The sequence below is a fragment of the Streptomyces sp. NEAU-YJ-81 genome (assembly GCF_017592595.1).
GTDB lineage: Bacteria > Actinomycetota > Actinomycetes > Streptomycetales > Streptomycetaceae > Streptomyces > Streptomyces hygroscopicus_B.
In genome coordinates, this window is the sequence record NZ_JAGFNO010000014.1 from 1 (window position 1) to 18,287 (window position 18,287).

General features: G+C 69.4%; 12 protein-coding genes and 1 pseudogene. 7 read left to right on the top strand and 6 right to left on the bottom strand.

The genetic code is table 11. The annotated features are described in order from the left end of the window. Window positions 1–201 precede the first annotated feature (201 nt). Entirely contained in the window at window positions 202–1,026 is an 825-nt protein-coding gene (locus J5X86_RS26915) for a polysaccharide deacetylase family protein (RefSeq protein ID WP_208519309.1), read from the top strand. Window positions 1,027–1,168: 142 nt separating this feature from the next. Further along, on the top strand, window positions 1,169–1,942 hold the full coding sequence (locus J5X86_RS26920; protein WP_308124740.1) for an NmrA family NAD(P)-binding protein: 774 nt from the start codon (window positions 1,169–1,171) through the stop codon (window positions 1,940–1,942). Between the two features lie 273 nt (window positions 1,943–2,215). Here J5X86_RS26920 and J5X86_RS26925 read toward each other — a convergent pair. From J5X86_RS26925 to J5X86_RS26935, 3 genes and pseudogenes are all read right to left on the bottom strand, one after another. Then, window positions 2,216–2,687 (bottom strand): annotated as a pseudogene (locus J5X86_RS26925) (transposase); the annotation flags it as partial. Between the two features lie 140 nt (window positions 2,688–2,827). Next, entirely contained in the window at window positions 2,828–3,694 is an 867-nt protein-coding gene (locus J5X86_RS26930; protein ID WP_208519310.1) for an NAD-dependent epimerase/dehydratase family protein, read from the bottom strand. Continuing rightward, a complete protein-coding gene (locus tag J5X86_RS26935; protein ID WP_308124741.1) occupies window positions 3,691–4,134 on the bottom strand; it encodes a nuclear transport factor 2 family protein in 444 nt (147 codons plus the stop codon). Before J5X86_RS26935 ends, J5X86_RS26930 begins: the two co-directional genes overlap by 4 nt. A gap of 122 nt (window positions 4,135–4,256) precedes the next feature. Here J5X86_RS26935 and J5X86_RS26940 point away from each other — a divergent pair, with 122 nt between their 5' ends. After that, window positions 4,257–5,105 (top strand): helix-turn-helix transcriptional regulator, encoded by an 849-nt coding sequence (locus J5X86_RS26940; protein WP_243981557.1) that lies wholly within the window; start codon window positions 4,257–4,259, stop codon window positions 5,103–5,105. 285 nt (window positions 5,106–5,390) lie between these two features. On the opposite strand, the gene J5X86_RS26945 is transcribed toward J5X86_RS26940, so the two are convergent. Beyond that, window positions 5,391–6,362 (bottom strand): LacI family DNA-binding transcriptional regulator, encoded by a 972-nt coding sequence (locus J5X86_RS26945; RefSeq protein WP_208519313.1) that lies wholly within the window; start codon window positions 6,360–6,362, stop codon window positions 5,391–5,393. 107 nt (window positions 6,363–6,469) lie between these two features. Between J5X86_RS26945 and J5X86_RS26950 the strand changes: the two genes are divergently transcribed. The 3 genes from J5X86_RS26950 to J5X86_RS26960 all read left to right on the top strand — a co-directional run bounded on the left by J5X86_RS26950 (window position 6,470) and on the right by J5X86_RS26960 (window position 11,531). Further along, window positions 6,470–6,901 (top strand): PfkB family carbohydrate kinase, encoded by a 432-nt coding sequence (locus tag J5X86_RS26950; protein WP_208519314.1) that lies wholly within the window; start codon window positions 6,470–6,472, stop codon window positions 6,899–6,901. Between the two features lie 198 nt (window positions 6,902–7,099). Further along, window positions 7,100–8,671, top strand: a complete 1,572-nt coding sequence (locus J5X86_RS26955) for a cytosine permease (RefSeq protein ID WP_208519315.1) — start codon at window positions 7,100–7,102, stop codon at window positions 8,669–8,671. Between the two features lie 58 nt (window positions 8,672–8,729). Then, window positions 8,730–11,531: a hypothetical protein gene (locus J5X86_RS26960; RefSeq protein ID WP_243981558.1), complete on the top strand. Its 2,802-nt coding sequence runs from the start codon at window positions 8,730–8,732 to the stop codon at window positions 11,529–11,531. A gap of 460 nt (window positions 11,532–11,991) precedes the next feature. On the opposite strand, the gene J5X86_RS50980 is transcribed toward J5X86_RS26960, so the two are convergent. Further along, on the bottom strand, window positions 11,992–12,798 hold the full coding sequence (locus J5X86_RS50980) for an ABC transporter ATP-binding protein (protein WP_308124742.1): 807 nt from the start codon (window positions 12,796–12,798) through the stop codon (window positions 11,992–11,994). Window positions 12,799–12,812: 14 nt separating this feature from the next. Continuing rightward, on the bottom strand, window positions 12,813–16,598 hold the full coding sequence (locus tag J5X86_RS26970) for a polysaccharide lyase family protein (RefSeq protein ID WP_208519316.1): 3,786 nt from the start codon (window positions 16,596–16,598) through the stop codon (window positions 12,813–12,815). A gap of 514 nt (window positions 16,599–17,112) precedes the next feature. On the opposite strand from J5X86_RS26970, the gene J5X86_RS26975 reads away from it, so the two are divergent. Next, window positions 17,113–18,099 (top strand): LacI family DNA-binding transcriptional regulator, encoded by a 987-nt coding sequence (locus J5X86_RS26975; RefSeq protein ID WP_208519474.1) that lies wholly within the window; start codon window positions 17,113–17,115, stop codon window positions 18,097–18,099. Window positions 18,100–18,287: the final 188 nt, after the last annotated feature.

Here is an 18,287-nt window from a genome sequence, read left to right on the forward strand (position 1 = left end):
GTGGCCGTCCCGTCACGGCCCGCGGTATGAGCGGAGCGAGTAACTCCCACTCCTGATCGGTGAGTTCATGGCGGCGTATCACCCAGCCATGATCCACTATCCGATGATCTTTGAAGACGGACCCTAGCCCGCTGCCAGGAACCTGGAGGTACCTACCGCCTCACTAGCGTCACGGCGGAAGCTACCGAGCAGGGGAACCGAATGAGGGCAGAGATCGACTGGCCGGGCGGGCGGAAGGTCGTCGCGCTGGTCACAGTCGCGTTGGAGCTGTGGTCACCAGGGCACTGGCCCGCCTACGCGCCGATGGCCGCGGCGTGGCCGCTGTCCGGCATCGACGACACGCACAGCACCTCCTGGGCGGACTACGGCGTCACCACCGGCATCTGGCGGCTGCTCGACGTCCTCGGTGACCTGCCCGCCACCGTCGGCGTCAATGGACTGGTGGCCGAGCGGCACCCTGAGACCGTCATGGCAGTGCACGAGGCGGGTCACGAGATCGCCGCACACTCCTGGGCCCAGGACGTGGTGCCCGCGCTGCTCGATGTCGATGCCGAGCGGACCAATATGCGTCGCTGCACCGACATCCTTCGCCGAGTCACCGGCGTTCGCCCGACGGGGTGGATGAGCCCACGCGCCACCGGTTCGAGGCACACTGTCGACCTGCTCGCCGAGGCCGGCTACCGCTGGACCGGCGACCACGGCGACCACGACCTCCCGCAGCTCCTGTCCACCGCTCACGGTCCTCTGGTCTCCCTCATGCACAGCGACTACTCCGACGTCCGCGACACTGCGGCCGGCCCGTACGCCTACCGCGACCTGCACCGTGAGCTACTGAACCAGATGCTCGCCGCCCCCGGCCCAGGCGTCTTCCGCCTGACCATCCACGCCCACGTCGGAGGCCGACCGCTCCTCGCGGGCATGGTCGGCCAGATCCTCGACCACATCCGTGAGTCCGGCGACGTCTGGGTTGCCACCCACGCCCAGGTGGCCGAACACGTCCTCACACACCAGGGAAGAACGCCATGACCCACGTCCTCGTCGTCGGCGGCACCGGAGCCATGGGCAGCCATGTGATCCAACACCTGTTGGCCACCACCGACGCAACCATCACCGTCCCCACCCGGAGTCCGCCCACGCCACCGAACTCGCCGCCACCGCGCCCGACCGCGTGCGACTGGTCCGCTCCGACTCGGCGGCCCTCGAGGTCCTGATCGGGCAGGCCGACCGCGTGTTCGCCAACACCGACTTCTTCGCGACGGGCAGCGCCGTGGGTGAGTATCGGCAAGGGCTGCACTTGCTGGCCGCCGCGGAGCGGGCCGGCGTGGAGCGTTTCATCTGGTCCTCGTTGGACAGCGCGGTGTCCCTGACCGGCCACCCCGTCCCGCACTTCGACAGCAAAGCCGCCGTCGCCGCCCACATCGACCTGATGCGATCGGAGGAAATGCTCCGCAAGGAGACCGACGGCTGGTACACGGACCACGTCTCGGTACTGACCACGGCGCCGTACTTCGAGAACCTGCGCGACCGACTCACCCCCCGACCGGACGGCCGGGGCGGCCTGACCTTCAGGCTCCCCCTCGGCGCCGCCCACTACCCACTCGTCGCCCTCGACGACATCGCCTGGTTCGCCTGCCACATGTTCGACAACTGGCAGTCCTGGGGCGCCCGCGACCTCGCGGTGATCGGCGACAGCCTCACCGGCGACGAGATCGCCGCCACCTTCGCGCAGGTCACGGGCACCCCCAGCACCTACATCCCGATGTCGCATGACGACCTGCGCGCCGCCGTCCCCGACTTCGGCCACGACTACGCAGCGATGTTCCAGTTCTTCGCCGACCGTGATCTCTACGCCCGAGACCGGGACATCGACCTCCTGCGCCGCCTGCACCCCGACTTGATGACCTTCGAGGACTGGCTGCACCACACCGGATGGACGGGATGACCACCCACCACGTCAAGTCCGAACGCGGGCACGCCCGCTACCTCCACTGCCGGCATGAGCAGGCGCAGGAGCGACGACACTCCGGGCATCGACCCATCACCCCCAGAAATCGAACAGTTTATGGTTCAGTCATGGCCGAGCCTACGAGTTCACCGAGGACTTACTCACCGCGCGGGAAGAGCTTCACAAAGTCGTCCACACCCTCAAGGCGCTGTGCGACCGCCTCCCGTGACCCGTCGAACCCCATCCCGGCTTTCACGACCCCCAGTACTGGCGCCCGGGGCCGGGCCGCGGAGGTTGTGCTGCACGTGCTGGAGACAGGGTCTTCGCGTGCAGGTTCCGGAACCCTCGACGGACTCGGGCCGGGGTGAGTTTGTTCGGCTCGGGTCCTCTTCGCCCCACGGCCGCCGCAGGTCGACGGTGAGCGAACGGGCGAGCCGGAGCTGGGTGTGGGCGGCTATCACCAACCAGGTCCAGCGGTCCGCCGCCTCGGAACTGCGGAACTTCGGCTTTGTCCAGCCGAGGGTCTGTTTGAGCAGGCGTAACGTGCGCTCGATGTCGAATCTGCGCAGGAAGGACTGGCAGCAGGGGTCAACGTCCAACCCGGTGGGCGTCAGCGCCCGACCACCACAGCCAGACCGGCTTGTTGCCCCGCCACTGGGCAGCTTCTCGACCACCAGGCGGAGACCGTGCCTTCGATGATGGTCAGCGGTCCGACATGGTCGATCCGGGCCGCACGGCGGGTCGTCTCCGCATCCCCGGTCGGATCATGTGTTTCCTGATCGGAGTACATGATCAGACCGAGGCCCCTTCCGAGACCGATGAATGACCGGGTGAGTGGCCCAGGACGAGGCCCCTTCCGACCTCTTCGGATACGCGACAAGCTCAGCCCTCGGGCAACCCAATGTTCGCCCACTCGGTTGCGTGGTCCTGGACGAACTCGGCGAAGGGGAGGGGCGGGCGACCGGTCAGGTCCAGCACCGCGGTGCTGACCTGATCTTCCCGGCCGGCTCTGATGCCGTCTTCCACAGCGGCGAGGGCGGCGGCGAACTCGGCAGGCATGCCAGCGGCCCGGTAGTTGGCCGCCTGCTCGTCGGTCCCGATGTGCACCACCCGGACCGGCCGTCCGGTGCGGGCGGTGAGGATCGCCGCAGCGTCCCGGTAGCTCAATGCCTTCGGCCCGGTGAGCAGGTAGTCGCGCTGGTCGCCAGGCTCGACGCCGGGGTCGGCCAGCAGGGCGGAGGCGGCTGCCGCGATGTCCCGCGCGTCGATCCAGCCGACTCGGCCGTCACCGGCGGCGGTGCGGATCTCGCCGTGCCGCCGGATCCGCTCGCCCAGCGGGTGTGTGCCCAGGAAGTTCTGCATGAACCCGGACGCGCGCAGCACGGACCACCCGGGCCGGGCCCGCACCCGCGCGGCCAGCTCCAGCGCGCCGGGAGCGTTCGGCAGCACGATGGCGGAGCCGAGGAGCACCACCCGGGGCACGCCGAGCCGTTCCGCCTCGGCCAGGAACGGCCCAACCAGCGGCATCGGATCCACCGTGTTCGTCGGAGGCACCAGGAAGACCCGGTCCATCCCGCGCAGCGCGGCCGGATGGGTTGCCGGGTCACCCCAGTCGAACCGGACCGCGTCAGGATCACCGGCAGACGGGTTGCGGCTGGCCACCCGGACCGGCACGCCGTTGCCGCGCAACAGTTCGGCCAGCGCGCTCCCGGTCTTCCCGGTGCCACCGGTCACCAGCACACCGGTCATCGGGCGGCCTCGGAACGCACCGAGTCGAGCAGCTCGGGCAGCGTGCCGGCCGCCGAGGCGGTGGCCAGCGGGCTCCAGTAGTCCCGGTAGTGGGTGATCAGACCGTCCTGGACGGTGATCACCGCGATGTAGTCCAGCCGATAGGGCTCTCCAGTGCGCACCGTGTGCCCGGTCCCGGTGAACTCCACGACAATGGTGTCCGGCCGTTGCGTGTGGTGCACGGTGACCGCAGGGATCTCTCGCACGTCCATCAGCTCCGGTAGGCGGCGCATGTAGCTGCGGATCTCATCCCGCCCGGTCAGCCGGCGCGGCGAGGTTCCCGTGGCGAACGGGAACTCGGCGGTACCGTCTTCCGCCCATAGGTCGGCGACGGCGTCCGTGTCCTTGACCAGCATCAGATCCAGCAGCCGACGGAACGCTTCCTCGGGAGTGCTCGGCACGGTGTCCTCCAATGTTCGACGAGGTGTGACCAGTTCAGACTGGACGCGGGCCCGCCGCCGGGGAACAGACAGCTGAGCCCCGGACCGCCAGTCCGTGGCTAAGCCGGACGCTCCGTGCCAGCATGGGCGGGGTGAGCAGAGCCGAACTCGCCGACTTTCTGCGCCGCCGACGGGAAGCACTGCGCCCAGCCCAAGTGCCGGCCACGGCGATCCACCCGCCGGGCCGACGCGCCCGGCGCACTCCCGGGCTGCGCCGCGAAGAGGTGGCCGCACTGGCCGGGATGTCGGTCAGCTATTACGAACGGCTGGAGCAGGCCCGCGCACCGCGCCCGTCCCCGGGGGTACTGGCAGTACTGGGTACGGCGCTGCAGCTCACTGCCGCGGAGCGCGAGCACCTGGCGCGGCTGGCCGGGCAGGTCCCGCCCGGCACGGACGCCGATCGGAGGCCGGTGCCCGCCGAGGCCCACGGGCTGCTGGACCGGCTCGGGCCGATACCCGCCTACCTGGTCGATGAGCGGCAGGACATCGTGGCCTGGAACAGCGCGGCATCCGCGTTGATCACCGATTTCGGGCTACTGCCCGCCGAGGAGCGCAACACCGTGCGGCTGGCCATCCGGCTGGGCGGCACCTTCTGCTGGGCACCGGCAGGGGCGGAGGGCGAGTTCGCCCGGCAGTTCGCCGCCCAGATGCGCGCGGCCAGCGTCCGCTACCCGGCCGACCGCGTCCTCGGCGAACTGGTCAACGAGCTCGCCGCGCACAGCCCGGAATTCGCCGCCGGCTGGCGCGACCACGACGTACGGCCTATACCGACGCTGCGCAAGTACCTGCGCCACCCCGAGCTGGGCGAACTGGAGGTGGTCTGCCAGACCCTGCTGCTGCCCGGCACCGACCTCCAGTTGGCGATGTACACCGCGGAACCGGGCAGTCCGAGCGCTGCCGCGCTCGCCCGGCTCGGAGCCCGCAGCGAGTGACCCCAGACCACCGGGCGGTGGCAGGAGGCGCCCAGCGGGAAACGGTGGTGAGTCAACAGCGCGGGGTATCGGGCCTGGTCGCGGCGAGGCCGCGTCCAGGAGAGCACGTCCAGCTTTGGTGAGCTCGTGCGTGACCGTGCGACCGGCCCGGATGCTATCGATCAACCCGGCGTCTCGCAGGATTGCCAGGTGTTCGTTGGCCGTCGCAGTGGTGACGCTCAGAGGTACTGCCCGGATGCCGGGTACCCGAAAGGCAACAACCCAGACCCGACGCTGGATTGGCAGTCAGCCGCTGGAACCGCGGACCACGAGCTCGGGTTTCAGGACGACATCACCGCTGTCGCCGTCGAGGAGGGCGAGGGATGCCTCGACCATGCGCTCGGCGGTCGAGCCCAGGGTGGTGAGCCCCGGCGCGGCGGTGTCGGAGATGTACGTGCCGTCGAAGCTCGTGATCGCGTACTCAGCAGGCACGCGTTTACCGGCGTGCTGAAGCGCCGTCAGCAGGCCGAGCGCGACAGCGTCAGCGGTGCAGATGATCGCGTCTGTGTCGCCGGGGTTCGCGAGCAGGAGCTTCGCCGCGTCGATGCCGCTCGCCACTGTGAAGTTCGGCATTTCCAGAACCCGGTCGTCCGGCCCAGCGAGCGCGCGGAACGCGGCTGTGCGCTCGATGCTCGACGAGGAGTCTTCCTGGGCGTCGACCATCAGGATGCTGCGGCGGCCCCGCGCCCGCAGGTGATCCACGAGCAGGCGGACCCCCGCCGCGTTGTCGAGCCGTACCGACGGCGCTTCGACGTCTCGTGCGCGGCGGTCGACCTGCACGACACGGTTGGACCGGGCGAGCTCCGTGATGGCCGCGCCACTCCGCTCGAACGCCGCGGGCACCACGAGCACCGCGTCCACCAAGACGCGATCCATGGCGCCGAGCTGGCGCTGCTCGGTCTCCGGGCTCTCGCCCGTGTCGATCGTCACCAGCCGCTTGCCCTGAAGATCCAGGTGGCGCGAATACGCCGACACCAGCTCCGCGAAGTACGCGTTCGCGATCGCCGGAACGACAAGCGCCAAGGAATCCGTCGACTGTATCCGCAGCGCCCGCGCCGCCGCGTTCACCCTGTAGCCCAGTTCCTCGCATGCGGTCCGCACCCGCAGCGCCAGCTCCGGATCGACATTGCGCTGAACACCGGACAGCACACGACTCGCCGTCGGCACTGACACCCCCGCGCGCAACGCCACGTCCTTCAAGCCGATGCGCGCGCCCATCCTGATCTCCCCTGCTTCCTGCCCGCCGATGCTATCAGGACGGTCTCGACGACCCGTTGACGCGGCAGGGGCTGGCGTGCTTAGGTTCGGAAATGGTTTTCCCGACGATGAGAGTACCGCATGACCACCCGCCGCAGGCCCCGGTGGGCAGCGGACGGGTGCTTGTCGTCGGATCGGTGAACCCCGGCCTCGGCCGCACACTCCCGCGCCTGCCGCGCGGTGCTGAGCAGATCCGCACCACCAGGCATCTTCAGGCGGGCGAAGACAAGGGCGCGCACCAAGCCCTCGCCGGTCTGCTCGCCCTCGACCCGGCCCCGGCCGCCCCCGGCGCCGTCGCTGCCGCCCTCGAACGTTCCGGTCTCGGCGACAGCCTCGTCTCGCTCAGCTCCGGCGGGGTTGTGGTCCTCGTGCAGGGTGCCACGACACATGTGCCCGCATTCCGTGTCCACGCGATCGACACGGCTGGCGCCGGCGACGCGATCCCCGGCGCGCTCCCCTCCTCTCTCACGGGCGGATTAGCGGTCCGCCCCGCCGCTTAGCCCTCCGCCTCACCGCCGTACACACCTCCCGCCGCGGGCGCGATGGCGATCACCAGTACCGGTCACCGCGCACGGCGCACACGGACCCGTCTCGACCCCGGACGCGGTCGACACGCTTGCCGAACGCGAACCCACGACTCCCCCGAACTCAACCATCCGCCCCTCCCCACATCGCCATACATCGAAAGGCGCCCTTCCATGAGCAATGAGGCTCAGCAAGGTCGTAGAGGCACGGCCGTCGAATCGAACGGCGTCAACCCTGTTCCCGATGCCGAACGGCGCGGGAAGCCGCGCGGTCTGTTCGCTGTGTGGTTCGCCTGGAACATCTCGATCCTCGGCATCAGTTACGGCATCTTCGTCTTCGGCCTCGGTCTGAACGTCTGGCAGACGATCGTCGCCGGGACCGTCGGCTACCTCATCTCGGCCACCCTCGTCGGCATCCTCGCGGTCGGCGGGCCCCGCACGGGACTGCCGACCCTCGCCCAGACGCGTTTCGCGTTCGGCATGAAGGGCAACAGGATCCCCGCGTTCTTCGCCTACCTGTCCAATATGGGCTGGAAGGTGACGATCATCACCCTTGCCTCGACCACCGGTGCGAACCTGTTCGCGAAGCTGTGGCCGTCGGTGTTCGCCGACACGGACGGGTCGAGCGCCACAGCCACGATCGTGCTGTGGTTCGTGCTCGTGCTCGCCGTGACGATGGCGGTCTCCGTCCTCGGCCACGAGTTCATCATGAAGGTCGAGGTCTGGATCTCGTGGGTGACCGGCATCATGACGGTCGCATTCCTCGGATTCATGGTGCCCGAGATCGAGTGGGCACACCTCGGTGACACCCCTGCGGGCGGACCGCTGGTGTTCATCGGCGGCATCATCATGGCGATGACCCTCGTCGGCCTCGGCTTCCTCAACTACGGCGGCGACTTCGCCCGTTACCTCCCGCGCGATACCCCGGCGCGCGGCGTGATCGGCTGGACGGTCGCCGGGCTCAGCCTGCCGGTCGTCATCCTCCTCGTCGTCGGCGGGCTTCTCGTCGGCGGCGATTCGAAGCTCGGTGCCGCCACAGCGTCCGACCCGATCGGGGCGCTCACCGCGCTCCTGCCGATGTGGTTCTTCGTTCCCTTCTCCATCGTGATCGTCATCTCGCTCGTTTCGGCCGCCATCACCGGCATGTACAGCTCCGGCCTCGCGCTCATGGCGGTCGGCGTACCGCTGCGCCGCTCCGTGACGACCTCGATCAACGCGATCATCATCGCGGCGGGCGCCTTCTATCTGCTGTTCATCTCCACCTCGTTCCTCGCGACGTTCCAGTCGTTCCTGTCGCTCATCGCCGTGATGATGGGCACCATGGGCGGCATCCAGCTCGTCGACTTCGTCCGGCAGCGCCGCATGGGCTGGAACACCGACATGGCGAACCCGCGTGGCCACGGCGGCCGCGACGGGCGCTGGACGGCGATTGTGAGTCTGATCATCGGAACCGTCGTCGGTCTCGGCCTCGTGACGAGCTCCGACCCGAACTTCGGGAAGATCACGGGATTCCTCCTCACCGAGAACGGCCGCACCGGCGTGTTCGGGTCGAGCGGGCTCGGCATCGTCATCGCCTTGGCGCTCGGTGCCGCGCTCTACGCGATCCTCACGTTCGGGCTCCGGCTGGACCCGAAGCCCGACTACTCGCTCGTGACCGCGGGAGACGCCGCTCGCGGGAAGGGCGGGCTCGAGGCCCCGACTCCCGACGCGGCCGGCGGGCATGCGTCCGACCGCACCGAACGCTGACCGACCCGTGGCGGCGAGGCCCGCGCGGGTCTCGCCGCCGCTCGAGGAGCTGACACCCTTGTCCGCTTTGTCCGCACATGAGACCGCGCTGCACCGATTCCGGAACCCGGACCCCTGGCATGCGCCCGCCGCCTACTGGTTCTGGCACCGGCTACCCGACGAGGACACGATCCGCGCCCAGGTGCGGCAGATGCACGACGCCGGGATCCGGAGCTTCCAGGTGCAGGCGCGGTTGTCGTACCCGATCGGGGGTTACCTGGACGACGACTACCTCGCCGCGTGCCGTACAGCCGTCCAGACGGCCGCCGAGCTCGGCATGATCGTCGGCATCTACGACGACTACAACTGGCAGACCGGTCAGGCTGCGGGCCGCGCCGTGGCCGGGCACGACGAGCTGCGTGAACGGCACCTGTTCTGGGTGCGCATCCCCGCGGGCGCGAGCGACGGCTCGCTCAGCGGGATCCGCTCGGCGACGGAGAACCTCGGCCCGGCCGCGATGGACTGGCACTACGAGGGCGGCGTCGTTGCCTGGGCCGACTGGCAGGTCGAGTATGCGCTGGTCGTGGCAGAGGAGCAGGGCGCGGCCGTCGAGCGGCCCGAGCTCGTCGACCGCGTGGACGGCGCCGCCGCCAAGTGCCATGTCCACCTCGTCGAGCCCGTGCCCGACGGCACGGAGGCGATCGTATTCGTCTCCGCCCGCTGCGCGACCTCCCGGATCGTGAACCCCGTCGATCCGGTCGCGGTCGATCGCTTCATCGAGGCCGGCTACCAGCCCTTCGCCGACGCCCTGGGCGACTTCTTCGGCTCCACCGTCGCCTACATGTTCTTCGACCAGCCGCACGCCGTGTACTACGACTGGGCGGAGCGCAGAGGAGACCTGCGTTCGGCTATGCCCTTCCACGAGAGCCTGGCCGTCTCGATCCGGGAGCGCTGGGGCGGGCGGACCCCCCAGGTGCTCGCCGCCGTGCTCGACGGGGACGACCCGGAGCGGCTGAGCCTTCGCGCCCAGTTCTACGAGCACTTCAGCGGCTACGCGATGGAGACGTTCCTCGGCAAGCTGCGCACCTGGAGCCACGCCCACGGTCTGCGTCAGTCCGGCCATGAAGTCCTTGGGCACGTCGGTGGCTGGGCGCTCGACACCGCGTTCGCGAACTGGGACCTGCGCGTGAACTTCGGACTCGACCACTTCGGCGTGGACGGTTACCGCGACCTCACCGCAGTGGATGCGCAGGACGCCCTGGTGCAGCTCAGTCCCGTGTTCGGCGACTCGGTCGCCCGCCACCACGGCCGCAGCGGGACGATGGTCGAGCAGTACTTCGTCACCCCGCCCGAAGGCGGGACCCCGTGGTCCGGCCACTGGGGGCTGACCCTGCAGGAACTGCGTACAACGGCGATCAACCACCATCTGCAGGGCATGCGACAGATGATCTTCCACGGCTTCTATCAGACCCACGGCCATGACGACGATCACGAGTCGCTGCGGAATCCGCGCTTCGATTTCCCCCCGGGCATCAATTTCGAGCCGTGGTTCGCCGATCATCACCTGCGGTTCGCGCTCGAGAGCGCGCGGCTGAGCGAATTCCTCGAGCCGGTGTCACCGCAGAGCGACGTGGCGGTCCTGTACCCGTTGCGTACGGTCTGGACCGCGGGTCAGCTCGGCGAGCAGGCGTCGGCGATGGGCGAGTGGGCCCGCGCGCTCACCGAGTCCCGGGTGGGCTTCCACCTCGTGGACGAACGTGATCTCGAGGCCGCTGCCGTGGAGGAGGGCGCGGTGTGCTTCGGGGACCGCCGGTACCGGGCGCTCGTGCTTCCCGCCGTGACAACGCTGCGCTCGGCCGCATCGCTGCGCCGGCTTCGCCGCCTGGCCGAATCGGGGGTACGGGTGCTCGCGAGCGGCGCGACGCCCGCCGTCTACCAGGAGGGCCCACAAACCGCCGCCGAGGACTGGGCAGACCTCGCCCCCGCCGTGGAGATGTTCCATACGGTCCCCGAGAAGGCGGTCCTGCGCGGGCTCGCCGCACAGCGTGGGCAGACTGAGCCGACGCTGCGCGCCCCCGCGGGCTCGGCGGTGCGCTGGCGCGGCGGCCCGGACGCGGCCGACGGCTTCCGCTTCGCGTGCTTCACCGAGACCGAGGGCACGGTGGAGCTCCTGCTGCCCGACGGGCCCTGGCACATCGAGGAGTGGCAGGCCGCCGACGGTACCGTGCGCACCCTCGAAGCAGCCGAGAACCCGGTCGCGCTGCGGCTGGAGCAGAACGCGTTGCGCCTGTTGCGTGTGTACAGGGGCGCAGAGCCCGCTTCAGGCTGGGCGGACGCCACAGAAGACTCCGAGGCCGCGGCCGGTCACGGCACACCGCAATGGTCGGCGCCGGAGGCGCTCGAGTCCGGCTGGCTGCTCGAGGTCGCCAAGGACGCGTACGAGGAGGCGGGTACCCGCCGCGACATCGCGGTGACGTGCGGCTGGGAACGCCAGGGCCTTCCGGCGTTCGCGGGCACCGCCGACTATGTGCGGCAGATCGAGCTCGACGCGCCGGTCCGCCTGGAACTGATGCTCCCGGCCGTCGCCGGAGCTGTGGCGGTGTCCGTGAACGGCGTGCGTGTGGGCGAGCGCGCCTGGGCGCCGTACCGCGTCACGATCCCCGCCGACGCCCTGCGGGTCGGGGGGAACGAACTCCGCATCCGGGTCGCGCCGTCGGCGGCCAACCGCTACTACGCCGGGACCGGGCTCCGCGCCGAGCCCGAGCCGTGCGGGCTGCTCGCGCCGCCGCTGGTGAGCCACGCGCTCGCGACTGCGGACCTCGGTGCGTCCCCGGACGGTTTCGACTCCGGCCCCCGCTCATCCTCGGTCACGGAAAGCTGATCCATCTCGCTCAAAGGACTCGACCCGCTCCTGACCCCAAACCTGCTGTACGCGCTCGCGCGGATGGGACATGGGGCCACGAGGTCCGTCCATGCCGGCGGGAATCGTACCCACTCCGGCCCGGCACCGGGAGCAGCGGCCGGGTCTGGGCCCACTCGGCCTCCGTCATGTCCGACGGATACCGCCGCTCACGCTCGGCGTGGTCACCGGCGTTGCCGTACTGGGGGCGAGGCAGCCACACGACGAGCCGGTCGAGTCGAACTCCACCCGGGAGGACGCGTACAACTGCGACAACAGGGCCTCCCGGGACTCGGATGGATCGCACCTACCGAGCTACCAGCAGGCCCTGCTTCCATGCCCGGCCCCCGCCGCGATCACCCGATAGAGACTCCCGTTCGACGAACACCCCTCAGGACAACAGCTTCTTACACGTCCGCCGTCAGACAGCGATGAGTTTCGACTACCACCCACCAAGATCGACAGAGCAACAGGCTCTTGGGCGAGGTACAGGTGTCTGCGCCGGCCTTCCCGCATCTGGAGATCGTGCGGCCAGCGAAGTTGATCCGGCAGTCCGATCCCGAGGTGTGCAGTGTCCTCGCCGGATGCTGCGTCCCCGGCTGCCGTCCTCCTCCGTCCGTCCCCGGCTGCCGTGCTCAGGACCGTGAGGGGGCGTCCGCGCCGGCCGCGGGCCGGTGTCGAGTTCGAAGCGTGAGGCGGCGAGCAGCTTCTGGGTGTACGGGTGCGCGGGTGTGGTGAATACCTGGTCCCGCGGGCCGCTCTCGATGATCCGGCCATGGCGCATGACAGCGACGGTGTCGGCGACGAAACGGACCACTGCCATGTTGTGCGAGATGAAGAGCATGCCCACGCCCAGCGTGGCTTGCAGATTTCGGACCAGATTGAGCACCGATCCCTGGACGGAGGCATCCAGGGCCGACGTGATCTCATCCGCGATGATCACGTCGGGTCGGCCGGCCAGGGCGCGGGCGATTCCCACACGCTGTCGCTGGCCGCCGGACAGTTGCGACGGCAACTGGGCACGAAGGGCGGGGTCGCAGAGCGGGCCATGCGCGTATGCGCGGTGGCTTTCCTGCGGGGCAGGCCGGGTTCGGTGAGGGAGGCGGATTGCCCCGCGCGGATCGTGGTGGGGGCGTCGGCGGATGAAACGGACCGTTTCATGGCAGACCTCCGACAGGGGCCGCTGAGGGCGGGCGGACTGGGATGGCGGGACCGTGGGCACGGCCGCGAACGGCGCGGCCGTGCCCACGGATAGGAGGACGGTCAGTCGGCCGAGGGGCGAAGGCCGAGGGTCACGATGTCGTGGGCGTGCACGGGCACGGTCACCACCGAACCGTGGCCGTCCCTGCGTACGGACAGCTGGCCGTCGCGCCTTGGTTCTTCGGTCAGGTTTTCCAGCTGGGCGGCCGATACCGCATAGGGCAGGTGCAGCTTGACCGGTCCGTCGGTGCCGGCCACTTCCTGTAGGCGGATGGTCAGCGGCAGGCGTGCCTCACCGCTGTTGCCGTCGCGGTAAGCGGGTTTGACGGTCTGGACGATGGTTCCGGGGGCGTCCAGGGAGAGTAGGGAGTGACTGCCCTGTGGGCGGCCCCCCTTGTGACCGGCCGCCAGGGACACGGACCGCAGCGGGTCGCCGGTGCTCTCGCCGGTGCGGGTCGCGGCGGCCGCGTCGAAGCCGCCTCTGCGGTTGCTCACCGTGTAGTGGTAGGTGATCGAACCGTCCTGGGACTGGCGGTAGTTGGTCCCCCAGAGGTTGTTGAATGCGTAGGAGAAAACTGATCCGTTCTTGGGCCGCACGCTGTCCAGGTCGGGGTGGTCGTCGGCGGTGTCCAGCCGGCCGGGCCGCCCGGTCAGTTCCATGCTGCGGATGTGGTCGAACTCCATGAGTGGTGTGTCGCTGGTGGACAGGGTCACACCGCCGCCCGGGCCGGAGACGTCGGCATAGCCACGCACGGCCTGCCAGTCCATCGCCGCACCGGGTGCTTGTCCGTCCACCAGCGCGACCGGGCCACCCGTACCGCCGTATGTGACGGTGGGGTTGTCTTGCTTGAAGGGGAAGGCGAAGTAGCCCTCCTCGGGTGTGGACACCTTGGTCTTGTCGATGGTGTCGGCGATGTCCAGGCGCCGGGTGTTGGCGTCCAGGGTGAGGGTGGCGCCTGCTGATTCAACCCCGGTGGCCTTGCCTTCGGCGTCCTTGCCGCCGGGTGTGGCGGAATAGGTGATCTTGATGGTGATGCTGAGCGGGCCGTGCTCGGCGACCGAGATCCTGGCGTCGCTCGGCGACCACTGCCGGTCTGGTGTGGTGGCGCTGTTGCGTGCGGGGTTGGGCCGGTAGACGTACTGGTTGAGCCTGAACGGCGAGTTGGCATCCACCAGTTCGCGTCGCTCACCCTTGTCGTACACCGAGGTGACCGTACCGCTTCGGGGCGAGATCTTGACGCGGTAGTAGGAGTTCTCAAGGGTGCCGGTGTTCTGGTCCCACCGCAGATCGGGATCGGGCGCGGCGGCGGTGTTCTTCCCGGCTTCGAGGGCGTAGGTGCGATAGCCGAGGGCGGGCACCTGCGCGGCCTGAAACCGGATCGTGCGCGCGCCGGTGTGCTGGTAGGGCACCTGACGGCCGGTCGAGGTGTCCACCAGGCGGCCGTTCCAGTGCCGGGGCACGGTCGCGGTGGTGATGTCGGTGCGTTTCCAGGACTGGGAGTTGAGCACGGCGATTCCCGGCGTCTTGGCCGGCCCGTCGATGCTCTGGCCCATGGCATGCACGGCGCAGTGCATCGCCTTGGTGCTGAGTGCGCTCGCCTGGTCGGCCCGTGACTTCTTCACGGTCCACTGCGGGTCGTTCTCCATGAGGCTGGGGCTGGCCCAGGTGTGTTCGGTGTAGAGATCGGCCTGGGCGTACGCCTCGTCGGTACGGCACGGCGTGCTGGCCTTCGGCCCGGAGGCCAGGGTGGCGAGTTTCTCGGCGGCGGTGGTCCGCGACTGGGCGCGCATCGTCTCACCGGTCTCCGCGGAGGACGAACCCGCGCCGTCGGACCACCAGTCGGTGTAGTCGCCCTTCTTCACGGGCAGCTGGTCGACGTCCTTCGACGTGGGATCGGGCCGGTAGCCGGAGGGCGAGGTCTGGCCGTGGCGGGTGGTGGCGTCTTTCTGGTAGCGCGAGGAGGTGGACTGGACCAACTTGGGCCAGCTGTACTTCTGGTTGAAGGAGCGAACCACGTCGGAGATGCCACTCATCGGCGGGTTGCTGTCCTGCGCGAACATCATCGGGTAGACCGACTGCGGGTAGCGGGACGCCTGCAGACCGGCCAGCTGGTTGGCCACGCCGGACGCCAGACCGGGCACGAAGGACTCGGGGTGCGCGGGTGGCGGCACGGGGGTGTAGGGCAGTGGATTGTCGCTCTCGCCCTTGTCCGTGCGGCAGGAGTCGCCCGACGGCCAGGGGGCAAGCTTGCACTTGAGGTCGGGGGCGACGGCGTAGCCCTCGTTGTAGCTGTTGGCGCCGAAGAAGGTCAGGACCTTGCTGCCGTTGGGGGCCTGCCAGTTGAACAGGGCCGGCGCGTCCTGAGTAGTGTGCGGGACGCTCCAGCGGGTGGTGTGATCCGGATTGGTCCCGTTGACCAGCAGTTTGATGCCCTGCTGGGAGAGCATCTGAATGTACTGCGCGCTCACCCCCGAGATGTCGTCCTGGACCGCGGTGTCCACCGTGGCGCCGAACTTGTCCGGGAAGGTCCGGGTGCCCTGGTAGAGGGATCGGGTGAGCTGTTCGGTGCTCGCCAGGTCCTGCAGGTTGTTGTTGCGTCCCGCGGTGATCTCCAACTGTCCGGACTTCAGGCAGCCGTTGAGCCTGTCGATGTCGGCCGGGGAACGGTCCTTGAGATAGTGCTCCACCATCCACGACTGCTCGATCACCCAGCGGAAGCGGGCCGCGTCGGGATAGTCGGCCGTGGCGCGGCACTGGGCCACCGCCTGGTCGAGGTAGGCGTCCTGCAGTTGGCGCGTCGTGTCCTGGTCGTAGTGGTAGCCGATGTCCAGGTGGCTGCCGGCCACCATGTCGATCTGCCAGCGCCGCTGGTAGGGCAGGGAAAACGGATAGGTGGCCGAGTCGCCGCCCAGGCCCGCCCGGATGGCCAGGCGGCCGGGGCCGGGGTACGCCGTCGGCGGGACCTTGATGCGCTGGGTGGAGCGCCCGGCCGGCAGCGTATCGATGCGGGTCGTCGTCTGCTTCCCGCCGACCGTGGCGGTCAGCGTGGCCGCCCCGGCGGCGGCGGTGTTGTCCACGGACACGTCGACGAGCTGCCGATCGGACCCGTGGTCGCGGACGAACAACGGTGTCGGCTCGGTGGCCAGGACGTGCACCGGGCCGAGCCCGTCAGGGGCCGGCGCCAGCGACAGCGCATCGTAGACGCTCCACGAGCCCTTGACGTTGGTGAGGGTCAGGGTGTTGTCCCCGACGTGCAGATCCTGCTTCGGGACGACGAATCCCATCTGGCGCGGGTGTGTCATCGCCGAGGTGGTCCCGCTCGCGTCGCTCAGGCCGTAGACGCCGGCGCCGTTGCCCTGTGGTGCGGAGGCAGTCGCGAGGTCACGGCCGTTGGACGCTACGCGGACCGACGGACTCTTCTGCGTGTCGAGCAGGTCGATCCGCAGCATCTGGTCGCGCACCTGATCGCTCGTCAACCGGTAGTGCACGGTGAACGGATGGGCCTTGCTCCCGGCCCAGGCGTCGTCCGGGCCGGGCTGGACGTAGGGCCAGTCGGCAGGCGTGTTCTCACCGACCGTGTAGTCGACGTCCGAGGGGAATGCCTTCGGGTAGTCCTTGTAGCTGCCCGGTGCCAGGGCGAAGCCCTTGTCGGACTGGTCGGCGGCGCCGATGGTGAACACCGGAGCCGGCACACCGTCCTGCCGCTGCGTGACCGGCGGCGATCCCCCGGAGGCCGCGGTGGCTTCGGGCTCGGGTGCGAGCGCGAGCGTCCCGGCGGCGAGCACAACCGACAAGGCCGCGGCCACCACGGGCATGCGGCGCCCTCTGGTGCGGTTGGCGAAAGTCATGGGCCTCCTCGTCCTGGAACCCAGATCGGTGAAGCGCGGCCCGGACGACCAGGGCGCGCCGGCCGCGATGGATGTTATCGATATCTCACCTGAATGGAACCCCCGGAAGCGCGATCAACTTTCCTCGACGGTGTCAATGGACTGTCATATGTGCACTAGAGAACGGATTTGAACCGGGAGGGTGGCGTCATCGAACTGTCACTCAGGTGGTGACATGTTTCGAGCAGGCGTGTTATCGATACCAGAGCCGTCGTCGTTGCAGATCAAGCGCGGCCGGTCCGTCGACGGCCAGGACCAGTGGCCTGTCCGGCAGGGCGAGAGCAGTGGGACGATCAGGCTCCGCTGGTCGGCGCCGCCTACTGGGCCCGCGCCACGGCCACCGAACAGCAGCCGGTGACCCCATAGGATGGGCGGGATCCGCTCAGCCCCCGCAGGCACGCGACGTGGCGTGGGCACAGCGAGGATTCGGGGACGTGCAATGGCTCAGCCAGCCTCAAGCGGCGGCGCACCGACCATGCGGGACGTGGCCGCGCAGGCAGGCGTCAGCGCCATGACCGTGTCACGCGTCCTGAAAGGGGATCCACGGGTCAGCGACCGCTCTCGGGCCATGGTCCTGGCCGCTGTCGAGGAGTTGGGCTACCGACTCAACGAAACGGCGCGCAGCCTGCGTCTGGGCGGCAGCGGCCTGATCGGTCTGGTCGTCACGAACATCGCGAACCCGTTCTACTCGCGGCTGGCGCTGGGCGTGCAGGAAGTGGCGGGCGAACACGGTCTGCGTGTCCTGTTGGTCAATACGGGTGAGGACACCGACCGCGAGCAGGAGCTGGTGGACGATCTGCTGGCCCGGCAGGTCGACGGCATCGTGCTGGTCCCGGCAGGCACCGGACAGGAGCCGCTCGCCCCGGCGGCCGCACGCAAAATGCCGCTGGTGCTGGCCTCCCGCCCGCCATTGGACATCGACACCGACTGCGTCCTGGTCGACGACTTCGGCGGCGCACGGGACGCCACCGCACGCCTCATCGCCGCGGGCCACCGCCATATCGGTTTCCTGGGCAATCCCCCTGCCCTGTACACCGGAGCCGAACGTTTCCGCGGCTATTGGGCCGCACACGAGGAAGCCGGCCTGGAGCCCGACGAACTGCTCGTACGCCGCGGCCTGCGCGACCCTGCCACAGCCCAGAAAGCGGCCCAGGAACTGCTCGACGGACCGGACGCGCCCACCGCCCTGTTCTGCACCAACAACCGGCTGACCCAGGGGGCCGTACGTGCCGTGCGAAGCTCCGCACGCACCACCGCGCTGGCGGGCTTCGACGACTTCGAACTCGCCGACGTCCTGGGCATCCCCTTGACCATCGCCGCCTACGATCCCGACGAAGTCGGACGCCGCGCAGCCCGCATGCTGATCGACCGCATCCGCCCCAGCTCCGACCACCCCCTTCCAGCACGGCGCACGGTGGTCCCCACGCACGTCATCGAATACGGGCCACGACACAACAGCTGACCGCTTCCCCTCCCGTCACTTCGCTCTCAACCGAGCGTGGCTCGAGCTGACCGCCACCGACCTGCTCGCCTGCGGCACCGAACCTGTCCGCCCACGGCCCGAGGAACCCTGGAGCACCGAGCGCCGGGCCCAAGCCACGCCCGCCCAGCACCCAGCACCCAGCACCCAGCAACCGACACCACCAGTCC

What these genes read in the sequence shown, in the direction of transcription:
- J5X86_RS26915 (WP_208519309.1), top strand. Translation starts at nt 202, where the DNA reads ATGAGGGCAGAGATCGACTGGCCGGGCGGGCGGAAGGTCGTCGCGCTG.
- J5X86_RS26930 (WP_208519310.1), bottom strand. Translation starts at nt 3,694, where the DNA reads ATGACCGGTGTGCTGGTGACCGGTGGCACCGGGAAGACCGGGAGCGCG.
- J5X86_RS26940 (WP_243981557.1), top strand. Translation starts at nt 4,257, where the DNA reads ATGGGCGGGGTGAGCAGAGCCGAACTCGCCGACTTTCTGCGCCGCCGA.
- J5X86_RS26945 (WP_208519313.1), bottom strand. Translation starts at nt 6,362, where the DNA reads ATGGGCGCGCGCATCGGCTTGAAGGACGTGGCGTTGCGCGCGGGGGTG.
- J5X86_RS26950 (WP_208519314.1), top strand. Translation starts at nt 6,470, where the DNA reads ATGAGAGTACCGCATGACCACCCGCCGCAGGCCCCGGTGGGCAGCGGA.
- J5X86_RS26955 (WP_208519315.1), top strand. Translation starts at nt 7,100, where the DNA reads ATGAGCAATGAGGCTCAGCAAGGTCGTAGAGGCACGGCCGTCGAATCG.
- J5X86_RS26970 (WP_208519316.1), bottom strand. Translation starts at nt 16,598, where the DNA reads ATGACTTTCGCCAACCGCACCAGAGGGCGCCGCATGCCCGTGGTGGCC.
- J5X86_RS26975 (WP_208519474.1), top strand. Translation starts at nt 17,113, where the DNA reads ATGCGGGACGTGGCCGCGCAGGCAGGCGTCAGCGCCATGACCGTGTCA.